The organism is Cupriavidus sp. FW305-26, from assembly GCF_058787975.1.
Window position 1 is genome coordinate 17,168 of record NZ_JBYTAH010000039.1, and the last position, 13,595, is coordinate 30,762.

The 13,595-nt window shown below is 63.3% G+C and carries 12 protein-coding genes and 2 pseudogenes; 8 read left to right on the forward strand and 6 right to left on the reverse strand.

What is annotated here, in order from left to right:
• Nucleotides 1-9: 9 nt before the first annotated feature.
• From dmpG to AC3WQZ_RS20590, 6 genes are all read left to right on the forward strand, one after another.
• Nucleotides 10-1,059: a 4-hydroxy-2-oxovalerate aldolase gene (gene dmpG / locus AC3WQZ_RS20565; RefSeq protein WP_454750454.1), complete on the forward strand. Its 1,050-nt coding sequence runs from the start codon at nt 10-12 to the stop codon at nt 1,057-1,059.
• The gene (gene dmpH / locus AC3WQZ_RS20570; protein WP_454750453.1) at nt 1,056-1,844 is read left to right on the forward strand and encodes a 2-oxo-3-hexenedioate decarboxylase; all 789 of its coding nucleotides are present in this window, start codon (nt 1,056-1,058) and stop codon (nt 1,842-1,844) included. The genes dmpG and dmpH overlap by 4 nt, the downstream gene beginning before the upstream one ends.
• A 13-nt stretch (nt 1,845-1,857) precedes the next feature.
• Nucleotides 1,858-2,049, forward strand: coding sequence for a 2-hydroxymuconate tautomerase (gene thmT / locus AC3WQZ_RS20575; protein ID WP_042877611.1), 192 nt, complete (start codon nt 1,858-1,860; stop codon nt 2,047-2,049).
• A gap of 37 nt (nt 2,050-2,086) precedes the next feature.
• Nucleotides 2,087-2,908 (forward strand): alpha/beta fold hydrolase, encoded by an 822-nt coding sequence (locus tag AC3WQZ_RS20580; RefSeq protein WP_454750452.1) that lies wholly within the window; start codon nt 2,087-2,089, stop codon nt 2,906-2,908.
• A gap of 120 nt (nt 2,909-3,028) precedes the next feature.
• Nucleotides 3,029-4,744, forward strand: a complete 1,716-nt coding sequence (locus AC3WQZ_RS20585) for an arylsulfatase (RefSeq protein WP_454750451.1) — start codon at nt 3,029-3,031, stop codon at nt 4,742-4,744.
• Between the two features lie 19 nt (nt 4,745-4,763).
• Nucleotides 4,764-5,810 (forward strand): formylglycine-generating enzyme family protein, encoded by a 1,047-nt coding sequence (locus AC3WQZ_RS20590; protein ID WP_454750450.1) that lies wholly within the window; start codon nt 4,764-4,766, stop codon nt 5,808-5,810.
• On the opposite strand, the pseudogene AC3WQZ_RS20595 reads toward AC3WQZ_RS20590, so the two are convergent.
• From AC3WQZ_RS20595 to AC3WQZ_RS20620, 6 genes and pseudogenes are all read right to left on the reverse strand, one after another.
• Nucleotides 5,807-6,653: pseudogene (locus AC3WQZ_RS20595) on the reverse strand (DUF2242 domain-containing protein); the annotation flags it as partial. The gene AC3WQZ_RS20590 and the pseudogene AC3WQZ_RS20595 sit on opposite strands and share 4 nt — an antisense overlap.
• A 751-nt stretch (nt 6,654-7,404) precedes the next feature.
• Nucleotides 7,405-9,645, reverse strand: coding sequence for a putative bifunctional diguanylate cyclase/phosphodiesterase (locus AC3WQZ_RS20600; protein ID WP_454750517.1), 2,241 nt, complete (start codon nt 9,643-9,645; stop codon nt 7,405-7,407).
• A gap of 333 nt (nt 9,646-9,978) precedes the next feature.
• Nucleotides 9,979-10,143, reverse strand: coding sequence for a hypothetical protein (locus tag AC3WQZ_RS20605; protein WP_454750516.1), 165 nt, complete (start codon nt 10,141-10,143; stop codon nt 9,979-9,981).
• A pseudogene (locus tag AC3WQZ_RS20610) lies at nt 10,094-10,222 on the reverse strand (hydantoinase/oxoprolinase family protein); the annotation flags it as partial. The pseudogene AC3WQZ_RS20610 and the gene AC3WQZ_RS20605, both read right to left, overlap by 50 nt.
• A 181-nt stretch (nt 10,223-10,403) precedes the next feature.
• Nucleotides 10,404-10,874, reverse strand: a complete 471-nt coding sequence (locus tag AC3WQZ_RS20615; RefSeq protein WP_454750515.1) for an acetate--CoA ligase family protein — start codon at nt 10,872-10,874, stop codon at nt 10,404-10,406.
• Entirely contained in the window at nt 10,799-11,524 is a 726-nt protein-coding gene (locus AC3WQZ_RS20620) for a hypothetical protein (RefSeq protein ID WP_454750514.1), read from the reverse strand. The genes AC3WQZ_RS20615 and AC3WQZ_RS20620 overlap by 76 nt, the downstream gene beginning before the upstream one ends.
• Here AC3WQZ_RS20620 and AC3WQZ_RS20625 point away from each other — a divergent pair.
• Both AC3WQZ_RS20625 and AC3WQZ_RS20630 read left to right on the forward strand, forming a co-directional pair.
• Complete coding sequence (locus tag AC3WQZ_RS20625; protein ID WP_454750513.1) at nt 11,518-12,006, forward strand: hypothetical protein; 489 nt, start codon at nt 11,518-11,520, stop codon at nt 12,004-12,006. The genes AC3WQZ_RS20620 and AC3WQZ_RS20625 overlap by 7 nt on opposite strands.
• A gap of 396 nt (nt 12,007-12,402) precedes the next feature.
• The gene (locus tag AC3WQZ_RS20630; RefSeq protein WP_454750512.1) at nt 12,403-13,470 is read left to right on the forward strand and encodes a porin; all 1,068 of its coding nucleotides are present in this window, start codon (nt 12,403-12,405) and stop codon (nt 13,468-13,470) included.
• Nucleotides 13,471-13,595 lie beyond the last annotated feature (125 nt).

The window sequence follows — 13,595 nt, forward strand, 5'->3', positions numbered from 1 at the left end:
GGAATGGCAATGACTCTCCAAGGTAAGCGAATTACCGTCCACGACATGACGCTGCGTGACGGCATGCACCCCAAGCGCCACCAGATGACGCTGGACCAGATGCGATCCATCGCGACCGGGCTGGACGCGGCCGGCGTGCCGCTGATCGAAGTGACCCACGGCGACGGCCTTGGCGGCTCGTCGGTCAACTACGGCTTCCCGGCGCACACCGATGCCGAGTACCTCGGCGCGGTCATCCCGCTGCTGAAGCATGCCAAGGTCTCGGCGCTGTTGCTGCCGGGCATCGGCACCGTCGACCACCTGCGACAGGCGCACGAGCTGGGCGTCCACACCATTCGCGTGGCGACCCACTGTACCGAGGCGGACGTATCGGAGCAGCACATCACGCTGGCGCGCAAGCTCGGCATGGATACCGTAGGCTTCCTGATGATGAGCCACATGAGCAGCCCGGAAGGACTAGTCGCGCAGGCGAAGCTGATGGAAGGCTATGGCGCCAACTGCCTCTACATCACCGACTCGGCCGGCTATATGCTGCCCGACGACGTGAAGGGGCGCATCAGCGCCGTACGCGCGGCGCTGCGGTCCGAGACCGAACTGGGCTTCCACGGCCACCATAACTTGGCGATGGGCATCGCCAATTCCCTCGCGGCCGTCGAAGCCGGCGCCAATCGCATCGACGGCGCGGCGGCTGGGCTGGGCGCCGGCGCGGGCAATACGCCGCTTGAGGTCTTCGTCGCGGTCTGCGACCGGATGGGCATCGAGACTGGCGTCGACCTGTGGAAGATCCAGGACGTCGCCGAGGACCTGGTCGTGCCGATGATGGATTTCCCGATCCGCGTCGATCGCGATGCGCTGACGCTGGGCTACGCCGGCGTCTACGGCTCGTTCCTGCTGTTCGCCAAGCGCGCCGGCGAGAAATACGGCGTGCCGGCACGCGACATTCTGGTCGAACTCGGCCGGCGCGGCATGGTGGGCGGCCAGGAAGACATGATTGAAGACACCGCGCTGACGCTCGCCAGGCAGCGCCAGGCGGCCACGGCACAGAAGGAGGCAGCATGAACCTGTCGACCGATACCATCGCGGCGCTGGCCGCGCACCTCGACGATTGCGTGCGCGAGGCGCGCGATACGCCCAAGATCACGGACGACCATCCTGGGATGGACTGGGAGGACGCCTACGCGATCCAGGACGCGGTCCGCGACCGCCTGCTGGAGCGCGGCGCGCGCATCGTCGGCTACAAGGCGGGGCTGACGTCGCACGCCAAGATGCGGCAGATGAACGTGGATACGCCGGTGTTCGGCTTCCTGGTGGATACCTACGGCCTGCCTGACGGCGGTGAGTGCCGCACCGCAGAACTGATCCACCCCAAGGTCGAGCCCGAAATCGCCTTTGTGACCAAGACCGAACTGAAGGGACCCGGCTGCCATATCGGCGCCGTGCTCGCAGCCACCGATTTCATCGTGGCCGGCATCGAGGTCATCGACAGCCGCTACCGGGACTTCAAGTTCGACCTGAAGAGCGTGGTGGCCGACAACACCTCGGCGGCACGCTTCGTCGTCGGCGGCCAGCCGCTGGCGGTGGAGGGCGTGGACCTGCGCACGCTCGGCATCGTGCTCGAGAAGAACGGCCGGGCGGCGGCGTTCGGGGCCGGTGCGGCGGTGCTGGGGCACCCGGCCGGCGCGGTCGCGGCGCTGGCCAACCACCTTGGTGCGCGCGGTGAATCCATCCCGGCCGGCAGCCTGATCCTGTCGGGCGGCATCACCGAGGCCGTGGCCGTCGAGCCCGGCGACAACGTGACGCTGCGCGTGCAAGGCATGGGCTCGGTCAGCCTGCGCTTTATCTGACGAGGAGGCCATCATGCCGATCGCACATCTGTACATCCTTGAGGGCCGCGACGACGACAAGAAAGAGCGGCTGATCGCCGAGGTCACCGAAGCCATCCATCGCACGCTTGACGCACCCGTCGAATCGGTGCGCGTGATTATCACCGAGATGCCGAAGGCGCATTTTGGCATCGGCGGGCAGAGCGCAAAGCAGCGCGGGCGCTGAAGCTCAGCCTGAGTTAAGCTTACAAAGGGTAGTTCCAATGCAATCCAATCCGGAAATCGGCCGTCGCATCGCGGCCAACGGTATCGAGACTAACTATCATGACCTGGGCGAGGGCCAGCCCGTGCTGCTGATTCACGGCTCGGGCCCGGGCGTCACCGCGTATGCCAACTGGAGGCTGACCATGCCGGCGCTGGCAAAGCACTTCCGCGTGATCGCGCCGGACATGGCGGGCTTCGGCGAGACCGAGCGCCCGGCCGGCTATCGCTATTCGATGGACAACTGGGTAGCGCATGCGCTCGGGTTGCTGGATGCGCTCGATATTGGGCGCGCCCACGTGGTGGGCAACTCGTTCGGCGGCGCACTGGCCCTGGCGCTGGCCATCCGGGCCTCCGAGCGCGTCGGCCGGCTGGTGTTGATGGGCAGCGCCGGCACGAAATTCCCGCTGACGGAAGGACTCGACGCGGCCTGGGGCTACACCCCGTCTATCAGGAACATGCGCACGCTGCTCGACATCTTCGCGTCCGACCGCACGCTGGTGAATGACGACCTGGCGAAGCTGCGCTATGAAGCCAGCATCCGGCCCGGCTATCAGGAAGCGTTTTCCAGCATGTTCCCCGCGCCTCGCCAGCGCTGGGTCGATGCGCTGGCGAGCGACGAGGCCCGCATCCGCGCGCTGCCGCACGACACGCTGATCGTCCATGGCCGGGATGACCGGGTGATCCCGCTCGCCAGCTCGCTGAAGCTGCTGGAACTGATCCCGAAGTCGCAGTTGCACGTGTTCGGCAAGTGCGGCCACTGGACGCAGATCGAGCACGCCGAGCGATTCAACCAACTGGTGATCAGGCATTTCAGCGAGTAGCCGGCCGGCTGATATCCGGGTAGACACACCGGAGGCGATCTGGGCGAAGCCGGTGCTGCTGTTCGGAGGTGGCGCCGACGGGCGACAAAAGAGCGTCCGGCACACAACAATGGTGGAGACATGAAAATCACACTGTGGAAACTTGCCGGCGCACTCGCGCTGGCTGCGGCTGTAGCGCCGCACACGACGGCGCAGGCCAGCGACGCGCGCCCCAATATCCTGCTGATCGTCGCCGACGATCTCGGGTATTCGGATATCGGCGCCTTCGGTGGCGAGATTGCCACGCCCAACCTGGACCGCCTGGCCGCCCGGGGCCTGAAGATGACGAGCTTGTACGCCTCGCCGTTCTGCTCGCCGACGCGCGCCATGCTGATGTCGGGTACCGATAACCATCTGGTCGGCTTCGGCGGCATGGCCGAGCTGATGACACCGCAGCAGCGCAGCCAGCCCGGCTACGAAGGATTCCTGAACGAACGAGCGCTGGCTTTTCCGCAATTGCTGAAGGACGCCGGCTATCGCACCTACATGACCGGCAAATGGCATCTCGGCGTCAAGGAGGAGCACAGCCCACGGGCACGTGGCTTCGACCGCAGCTATGCCATGGTCAATGGCGGCGCCAGCCACTTTGACCAGACCGGAATCATCACCTTCGACGAGAACAAGACGCCGGAAGCCACGTACCGCGAAGACGGCAAGCCGGTGAAGATTCCGGCCAATTTCTACTCCAGCACCTTCTTTGCCTCGAGGCTAGTCGAGTACATTGACGCGGACCGGGACAGCAAGCAGCCCTTCTTCGGCTACCTGGCCTTTACCGCGCCGCACTGGCCCTTGCAGGCGCCGGACGAACTGATCCGCAAGTACGAGGGCAAGTACGACGTCGGCTATGACGTGATCCGCGCCCGGCGGCTGGAACGGATGAAGGCGCTGGGCATCGTGCCCGCAGACATGCAGGCCTACCAGGGCAACAGCGTGTGGCCGAAGTGGAATGCCTTGAGCGAAGAGCAGCGGCGCCAGGAATCCCGGCGCATGGCGGTCTACGCCGCCATGGTCGAAGCGATGGACGCGGAGATCGGCCGGGTGCTGGCCTACCTGGAACAGCAGAAGCAGGTCGACAACACCGTTGTGATCTTCCTGTCCGACAACGGCGCCGACGGCAATACCGTGCTGGATGAGGGCGCCACCCGCGCCTGGGCCGAGAAGCACCGGGACAACAGCCTGAGGAACGTGGGCCGGCCAGGCTCGTTCGCCGAGTATGGCCCCGGCTGGGCGCAGGTGGGCTCGACGCCGTTCAACCTGTACAAGGCCTTTATGTACGAGGGCGGCATCAGCGTGCCCGGCATCGTAGTCATGCCTGCGGGCGTGCGTCGAGGGCAGACTTCAAGCGTACCTGCCCACGTGACCGACATCGCGCCGACCCTGCTGGCTCTGGCGGGCGTGCAGGCCCCCACGCAGACCTATCGCGGACGGCCGATCGCGCCGATGCGCGGTAATTCCATGCTGCCTTTCCTGACCGGGCAGCGTGCCGCCGTGCACGAAGAATTCCGCATGGGCTGGGAGCTGAACGGACGCAAGGCCATGCGCCAGGACAACTGGAAGATCGTGCAGGCCAATGCGCCCTGGGGCAAGGACCGCTGGGAGCTGTTCGACCTGTCGAAAGACCGTGCGGAACTGAACGACCTCGCCGCTAGCCGGCCCGACAAGCTCAAGGAACTGGTTGCAGCCTATGAGGATTACCGGCGCGAGAACGGCGTGGTAGAGTTCGATGGACTGGATAAGCGCAAGGGCTACAGCAATGGCATTTCCTATTATCAGGACATCCGTGGCCTGGGCCAGTAGTCGCGCGGGCGCGGCCGGGATGCTGGCGCTGCTGCTCGCGGGGGCGATCGCGGCCGAGCCGGTGGCGGGCATCGCCGGCGAGGCGGCTGTAGGTCCGTCCGCCGCAGTCCGCGGCTCGCTGCCGGCCGCCCTATGCGAATCCTATCGCGGCTTGCCCGACGGCTTCGGCCCGGGCCGTGCCGGCCAGCCCAACCGCGCCGGCCTGGTCCACATTGCCGGCGGCACCTTCCTGATGGGCTCCGACCAGGGCTATCGAGAAGAGCGTGAAGTCCATCGCGTCAGCGTGGCTGCCTTCTCCATCGACCGCCATGAGGTCACCAACGCGCAGTTCGCTGCATTCGTGCGCGCGACCGGCCATGTGACCGTCGCGGAGCGGCGAAGCGCCGCCGGGCCTGCCGGTTCCGCCGTATTCGTGCCGCCCAAGTCTGGCGCGCCAGCCGACGCCGCCTATCGCTGGTGGGTTTGGGTGCCGGGCGCCGACTGGCGCCACCCCTCGGGGCCAGGCAGCTCCATAGCGGGCAAAGACAATCACCCGGTCGTCCATATCGCCTATGAGGATGCCAGGGCCTATGCAGACTGGTTGGGCCGTTCGCTGCCCACGGAGGCCCAGTGGGAGTATGCTGCCCGGGGCGGTCTGGATGGGGCGGCCTATGCTTGGGGCAATGTGCCACGCCCTAACGGCCGAGAGATGGCCAATACCTGGCAAGGCCGCTTTCCCCAATTTAACAGCAAAGCTGACGGCCATGCCGGCACCGCGCCGGTTGGCTGCTTTCCGGCCAACGGCTATGGCCTGTATGACACCATAGGCAATATTTGGGAATGGACCGCCGACGTCTATCGACCCGGCCACGCCCCGGATCAAGCGGTCAACCCCCTGATCGCAACTCGTGAGCCCGACGCCGTTACTGGCGACGGCAATGCAGCTGACATGGCAAGGGTCATAAAGGGAGGTTCGTTCCTTTGCGCGCCGGACTTCTGCGTACGTTACCGGCCCGCGTCCCGGCAGCCACAAGAAGCCACCGTTTCCACCATCCATGTAGGATTCCGCACGGTATTGAATCGCTAAGAGCGCTTCGTGACAATTGCGTCTCGCGCAGCCGCCCCATGTCGGCCCATTGCGGCTTGGGGAGAGGCCAAAAGCAGGGTGAAAGTCCTTCGGTAGAAGGGTCTCGACGGCAGCGTCGCCAGTTTGGTCCAGGCCACTATAAAGGACGGGGAACAGACACCGGCGACCAAGCCCTCCGAGGGCAGATACGTAGTGGCCGTTGATCCGTCAGGCGCCTTCGATGTCGGCGAAGGCGACGGGATTGCTGGAGCCGGTGCAGGTGCGGCCGGCTGAACCGGAACTGGCGAGGCGGGCGGCGTCGGCACGGTGGGCGCCGTCATCTTCATCGGCTCGCCCGCATGCGTCGGCGCGGGCTCGGGCAGCGGCGCAACGTGCTCCTTCTTCGCGGCCTTCACTGTCGCGCGGTCGCGCCGCCCCGGATCGACCTTCAGAAAATGGTCAACCAGATTGAAGAAGCGCTCGTAGAACACACCGGCGGGAATCGTCTCGCTCGCGATCTTGACCATCGAGTCGCTGCCCGAGCCGATCGGCAACGACAGCGAGCCGAGCACGCTCAGGCCGACGCTGGCCGACGTGCTGGTCTTCTTCATCGCGTAGCGGTCCTGTACCGCGTTCACATAGGCGGTGCGTACCGTCTGCGTTCGCGTCCGCGCAGACGACATGAAAGGCGATCACGACGTGCGTGTCGTTGGTCGGCTGGAAATTCTTGCTGCCATCGATCGTATCGGGATGGGCCGAACTCGACACATAACCCTGGCTCAGCAGCGCCCGGCGCGCGGCCTCGCAAGTCGCGTCGGAATTCGCCTGGAACGTGCGCGCGTATGGGCTCGTCGCCGCGTCGAAGCAGCGTGTCGATGGGGCTTGTGGCGAGGCGGACGAGGCTTGGTGCGATCCGGGCGCACGCGATGGGTACGTGTTGCGATCAGGGTCAAGGTCTCAATCAGAGCGACCTTGGCCCAGCGCAAGCCGAGCAGCGCCGCTGACAGGACAAGTTTGAGGGCAGTGATGGCGTAGGTGCGGTTGAAACTGACAGGGCCACTCACCTACGTTGGTCAACTACGGCGGACGGTATCGAAAGGGCCTGCCAATCAGCAGTAGCATCGCGGAGTCCGCGGTGAACTAAAAGTCGTGAGCCATCGCATGGCTAAGAAGCAACAGATGCGCTGGACGGACCAAGGAGCGCATTGCCTGATGCAGGTCAGGGTCGCGGTTTTGAACGGGGAACTCTCACCCAACCGCATAGCGGCGCTCGAGCTCGCTGCTTCGCGTCACAGCCAATCCACCAGGACAGCATGGTCGAACTCTCACTGGTCGCCAAACAAAACAGGCCGTGACATGCTCGCGGAAAGTCCGGGCGCCTGACGAAATCGGCCTCCCCAACATTTGCACGCTCTCGGATTAACCGTAACACCCTCACCGCAAGTCAGGGTGCCTGACAAAATTCGCCTCCCCAGCATTTGCACGCTCTCCTTCACGGCGGTAGGGGAAGGGCAGTCAGCCTCCGAAAAACCGAATCGGGCCATAAAGCGCTTCGCCCCTTTCGCACTGCAGATTTTGTACTCCCTCATCCCGACTGGACCTCGGTTGCGCACGTTTATGCGTGTGTCAAGAGCCGGGTGGGCAGCTCAATCCCGAAAGCGGCCGCGAATCGGGGGGCGGGGGCAGGACGGCCGAACAGAAATCCTTGTCCCTCATGGCAGCCCAGGCTTTTCAGGACCTCACGTTGCTGCTCGCTTTCGACACCTTCGGCAATCGTCTCCATCCTGAAACTGCGCGCCACGTGTAGAATGGCACGGATCACCGAGGCATCACGTTCCGATTCGAGCATGCCTTGCACGAAAGACCGGTCAATCTTGATCCGGGTGACCGGACAGCGTTTAAGCAGACTTGGCGACGCATAGCCGGTTCCGAAATCGTCAAGGGCAATCCCGACGCCATGCTTCCTTAGTTTCTCAAGTGATTCCAGCACCGCGTCGTCGCGGTCGAGCACGATGTTTTCGGTGACTTCCAGTTCGAGCGCCGACGGCGGCAGGTCGTGCCGTTCCAGGATCGAAAAAACCTGGGAATCAAGGTCGCCATTCGTGACAATCTGCGCGGCGAACAGGTTGACGCCAATCCGGAAGTCCTTCGCGCCGCTCCTACGCCAGAGTGCCGCTTGCGCACAGGCTTCATCAAGGACCCACCATCCCACCGCCGCTGCCAGTGGACCACTTTCCAGTGCGGGAAGAAAAGCTGCGGGCGAAAGAAGACCATGCTGCGGATGCAGCCAGCGTATGAGCGCCTCCGCTCCGGCAAGGGTACCGTCTGCCAGCCGGATCTGCGGTTGATAGAAGAGCACGAATTCGCCATCATTGACGGCCCGGTGTAACTCCATGTTGTAGAGTTGATTTGCCACCGCTGTTTCCCTCAGTTCGCTGACAAACGATACCGATTTGCCACGGCCGAGGCTTTTTGCCCTCGAAAGCGCCAGGCCTGCATTACCGATGAGCTGCACCGCTTCCAATGCGTGAAGCGGCGCCGTCGCTATGCCGCAGCAGGCCGTCAAGCGCATCTCCTGTCCGGCGATGATGATCGGTTCGGAAACACTGCTCATGACGGCGCTGGCCGTCTCGTTCGCCTGTGCGGCGTCGGCGTCTTCCAGCAGCATCGTGAACTCATCTCCGCCGATGCGCGCAACGATAGCGTTTTGCCGTGCGGCCATCGCCAGACGCTGGGCTACTTCGCAAAGGATGCCGTCGCCAATCGCGTGGCCTAATGTGGCATTGATGTGCTTGAAGGCATCGAGGTCGATCATTAACAGGGCCGAGGACGACGTATTCTTGAGCGTCTCTTCTACACGTCGATAAAAGCCACCCCGGTTGACCAGCCCGGTGAGACTGTCAGTGTTGGCCAGACGCTGCAGCTCCTCCTGTTCGCGTCGAAGTGCAGCCCGATCAGTCAGGAATGCGTTGAATATCGGGCTGCCATTCCGGCGCCCACGACTCACGCACAGTCGGATCCCGAATTCCGTGCCGTCCTTGCGCAACCCGTGCAGGTTTGCCGCCATGGACAGTCTGTCGTCGGCCAGGCCGGCCGCGGAACCCGCAACGAGGTCGCGCACAGCGTCCCTCTCGCGCTCGGGAACGAGAGCATCGAAGGATTGGGCAAACCCTTCCTCTGGTCGGTATCCAAACAGGGCAGCAGCTGCATCGTTCCAGGCAATCACGGCGTGCTTCTCATCGAACTGTACCAGGGCGCCGGACCGGTTGCGGTCAATTTCCCGGAAGGGCTCTGCGGTCTGTTGCATCGCAATTTCCACGCGACGCAACTCCAGCCTGTCGGCGGCCATCTTCGCCAGTTCGCCGAGACGCTCACGGTCGTCCGGAGAGAAATCGTGATGCGGCTTGCTGTCGATCACGCAGAGCGCGCCGAGCGGGTGACCATCAGGCGACCACAGGGGGACGCCTGCATAAAAGCGCACATTGGCCGGCCCCGTGACCAGTGGGTTGTCGTGAAACCGCTCGTCGAGCCTAGCGTCGGGCACCACCATCTCCCGGCCCTGCCCAATCACATGGGCGCAAAAGGAGACGTCGCGGCTCATGTCGACTTTGCCACTTTCCAGGCCAGCACTTGCAGCGAAGAAAACACGGTCGCTGCCGATCATGTTCACGGCCGCGACCGGCATGTTGAACATACGCGCGGCGATCCTGACGACTGGGTCGAGGCTGGGTAACGGCTGCTCAGGTCCGAGCCCATACGCGGACAGGGCCTTCAGCCGTTCCGCCTCCATCGCCAGTTCTGGCGGACATTTCATAACCGTTCCTCCCGTTTCCGAATGCGACAGCAGCAGCGTCACTGTTATTTCCAGCGCCCTTTCTTTCTCATCCGTAAGGATACCCCGCCAGCCTCCAGAAACGTAAGCAGAAGGCTGAGGGTCATGGTTCGCCCATAAAAGAATCCCTGTACCAGGTCAACGCCTGCCTGACTAGCCCGAATAGGTGAGTAGCCCACGGGAATCCCACCGCAGGCCCTCGCAGAACCGGACGTGAACCTCTCGATTCATCCGGCTCCTATTGCCCGCCGTTTTGCACCAGAACCCAGTGAGCGAATAGGCTCGGCCGCCGATGTCGTATCTTGACGACGTAACCATTAGCGGAACCCGTCTGGCTGCGACGGTAAGCTGTTGGAGCTACAGGTCGACGACCTTGCGCAGTAGTGCGAAGGAGACGCGCCAGTGGCCTTCGTTCGGGTCGCACTCGATGGAGGCGGTCTTCTGGTTGATGCGCACGATGGTGCCGATGCCTGCCGCCTGCGAAGCGCGCGGGGTCGAGCTTGCCCAGCAGCAGATCGGCATCGGTCACCGTGGGACGCATGCCGCCGCGGCCGTAGCTGGCAGGGCCAGGTTCGGAACCCGCGCTCTCCGGGCCCGCCCGAGTGGATGAGATACAGCGGCTGTCATGGAGGTCGCCTTTCGTGAAAATGGCGGGCTTGAATGTCCTGGCGATGGGCTGGCCCGTTCGTCGGTGCCTGGCTTTCCGCTTGTGCGCGCATCAACGAGTTCCATATTCTAGCAATGGTGGGCGCGCATGCCTTTGCTGCGCGCGCCCTGAGTCGTTATGCCGCCTGGGGCGTGATCAGTGCGTCCAGGGCCCAGGCATCGTCGCCGCGGATGGCGAACGGGTTGATCTCCACCTCTTGCAGCGATTGCGCAGTGAACCAGCTGCAGAGTTCGGCGATGCGCGCACTCAGCTTTCCGATGTCGGCGCCTGCCTTGCCTCGGAAGCCGTGCAACAGCTTTGCGCAGCGCAAATGCTCGATGGCCTGGACGATGTCGGGCTGAGATGCCGGCAACAGCAGGTTGACGACGTCCGGATCGAGTTCCGCCTCTACCCCCCCCCCGCGCGCGATCGTCAGCACAGGGCCGAAACGGGCGTCGCGCCGCAATCCCAGCAGTAGTTCGTGGTCAAAGGGCAGCATCTGCTCCACCAGCACGCCTTGCACGGGCACCTTCAATTCACGGCCCAGCTTGAACAGTCGTTGCGTGGCAGCGTGCAACGCTTCCTCGTTCTGTATGCGCAGGACCACGCCTCCGCATCGCTCTTGTGCAGCAGTTCGGGGGACTGCAGCTTGGCAACCAGCGGAAATGGCAGATCGGCGGGCAGCGGAGCGCCTTCCTGTAGCAGCCAGCCCTTGGGAATAGCCACTGCCTTCTGGCTGGAAAGCAGTTGCTTGCCATCCCATTCCGAAAGCGTGGCAGCCGTGCCGCCGGCGTCCCTGTGTGCGCCAGGCGCGGGGGCTTGGGGGCGTGTCGCAATGGCCTTCTGCGCGGTGGTGGCCCACAGGCAACGCGACATGGCGGTCGTCGCCTGGGGGATGTCCAGGAATACGGGAATGCCCGCGGCTTCCAGTGCCTGGATGCTGCTTTCCAGCGCGCCCACCCAGATGACGACGATGGGACAGTGCACCTCCTTGCGCGCTTGCGATAGTGCCTGGACGAATGCATCGGCAATGCTGTGCATCATGCCGATGATGAGCACGATGGCGTGCGTGTCCTTGTCCGCGGCGAGGCATTGCATGGCCTGGCCGATCATCGGCGTGTCCTGGAGGACGTTGCCTGTGATGTCGAGCGGATTTACCGGATGCACTGGATCGTGGGCGGCGGTGGTGGCTATGTCGCTGCGCTGCGCGCCGCGCAACTGAGCCAGGACGGCTGGTCGGGGCAGAAGAAGTGGCAAAGGCTGTCTTGTTCCTGGCCTCCGACTGGGCAACGGCCATCACCGGGGTGAATCTGCCAGTGGATGTGGGAAGACGCCCCATCCGGGACGAGAGCGGTGATCACTCACTGCGCAACTGGGCGCATGATCCGGCGAAACCCCTTACCTTGAAACTTGCGCGGGCAGTCTTTGGAGAACCGAATGCGTCTTGGAGTCGGGCGCATGCCGCAAAAATGCTTGATCTTTCACTGCGAGACCTCAGTGCGTGGATGCTCAGAGAGGGGGCAGCACTGGCAAGCCTGGTTTGCGAGCAGCGTCTGATGCGAGCATCGATGGAGGTCTCGCAAGGCAAGGGCCAACATGGCAGGTATGGCTTTGTATCGCGCGAGCGCCATGATACCGCCTTCTTTGAACGCTTCTATGTATGCGTGGAACAGGCTGCCGTGATCGGCCGAGTCGGTACGGTGAGTTGGTCCGGTGACTTGGTCCTGGAACCCGGTTGACGCGGGGTCGGTGGCAGGGCCGTCGGTCTTCATCGACGGTCAGGCGCAATCGTGCCCCGGCATGCCAGACGGTCTCATCGGTAATGCCACTGCCAAGCGTTCATAACCGGGAAATCGGGGAGGATTGGGGCAGACCGACACAATTTTCGTCAAAAATCTGTCACTCACGTCGGAGAGATATCGGCGCGCCCCGGCGATGGAGTGTAGCTGCCGGACTCGCACATATTGTTCTTTATTTTGAAATGATTGTGCGAATATATGCATAATTGTTGACTCATTACTGTCACATTCCTGTCGCACTATCTGGCGGCCGCGTCGGTGGGTGGTTTTCGGCTCGCATGCAAGCCGTGACGCCACCGGCTGGACCCTCCGCCAAATAAGAACCTGGAATTGACAGTGAAAAAAGCTCTCTTCGCAGTAGCAGCCGCAGCTTGCGCCATGTCCGGCTCTGCCTTTGCCCAATCGTCGTCCAATGTGACGCTCTATGGCATCGCTGATGCCGGCATAAATTTCCAAAACCACGTCAATGGTGGCGCAAACGGCAGTGGCTCAGTCGTTGGCGTGACTTCCGGCGGGCTCTCAGGTTCACGCTGGGGTCTGCGCGGGGTCGAGGACCTCGGCAGTAATCTGAAGGGCGTCTTCGTGCTGGAAAGCGGCTTCGATATCGATAGCGGTAAATCCGCGCAGGGTGGCCGGCTCTTCGGTCGCCAGGCCTATGTTGGCCTGCAGGGAAATTTCGGTGCCGTCACCCTCGGCCGACAGCAAAACTCGCTTTATGACCTGTTCGGCGCCTACGATCCGATGTCGGTAGGCCCCATCTACTCACTGAATTCGGTCGACAATCAATTTAATGGCCGCGCCGACAACGCCATCAAGTACGCCGGTAAGTTCGGCGGCTTGACGGCAACCGGCTTCTATAGCTTCGGCCGCGACGTGAACTCTGGCCTGGGCGGCGAAGTGCCGGGCCACTTCCAGGTCGGCAAGAACTTTGGTGGTGGTTTGGCCTACGCGAACGGGCCGTTCTCGGTGGGCGTCGCGTACGACCAGTTCCAGGGGAGCACCCTGGCTTCCGCGGACCTCGCCGCAAAACGTGCTGCGATTGGTACGTCGTATGCCTTCGGTGCTGCCAAGGTGTTTGGCGGCTACCGCTGGATGCGTGACGAAGTCACGACTGGTATGGCCCGTCACGACAACCTGTACTGGCTCGGCGCGAACTACAAGTTCACTCCCGCCTTTACCCTGACCGGCGCGGCTTACTACACCGACGCCCGCACCGACAGCAAGGATTCGTGGATGTTCGTGCTGAATGCCGACTACGCTTTGTCCAAGCGCACTGACGCTTACCTGCTGCTTGGCTATGTGAACAACAAGGGCAATGCCACCTACGGTGTGACCGGTACGCCCAATACGATGCCAGGCCAAAACCAGACCGGCGCAATGCTTGGCATGCGCCATCGCTTCTAATTCTCCACCCTCACGCCGTGGCGCGCTCTTCTGGGCGTGCCCACGACAGTTTCATATCGACCTTGGCTTTCACTGTTAAGGATGCTCTGCACAATTAGCTGCCGGATGTGCTTGCAATGAATCGT

Coding starts and splice junctions, on each gene's coding strand:
- dmpG (WP_454750454.1), top strand. CDS start 10: ATGACTCTCCAAGGTAAGCGAATTACCGTCCACGACATGACGCTGCGT.
- dmpH (WP_454750453.1), top strand. CDS start 1,056: ATGAACCTGTCGACCGATACCATCGCGGCGCTGGCCGCGCACCTCGAC.
- thmT (WP_042877611.1), top strand. CDS start 1,858: ATGCCGATCGCACATCTGTACATCCTTGAGGGCCGCGACGACGACAAG.
- AC3WQZ_RS20580 (WP_454750452.1), top strand. CDS start 2,087: ATGCAATCCAATCCGGAAATCGGCCGTCGCATCGCGGCCAACGGTATC.
- AC3WQZ_RS20585 (WP_454750451.1), top strand. CDS start 3,029: ATGAAAATCACACTGTGGAAACTTGCCGGCGCACTCGCGCTGGCTGCG.
- AC3WQZ_RS20590 (WP_454750450.1), top strand. CDS start 4,764: ATGCTGGCGCTGCTGCTCGCGGGGGCGATCGCGGCCGAGCCGGTGGCG.
- AC3WQZ_RS20605 (WP_454750516.1), bottom strand. CDS start 10,143: ATGCCGATCTGCTGCTGGGCAAGCTCGACCCCGCGCGCTTCGCAGGCG.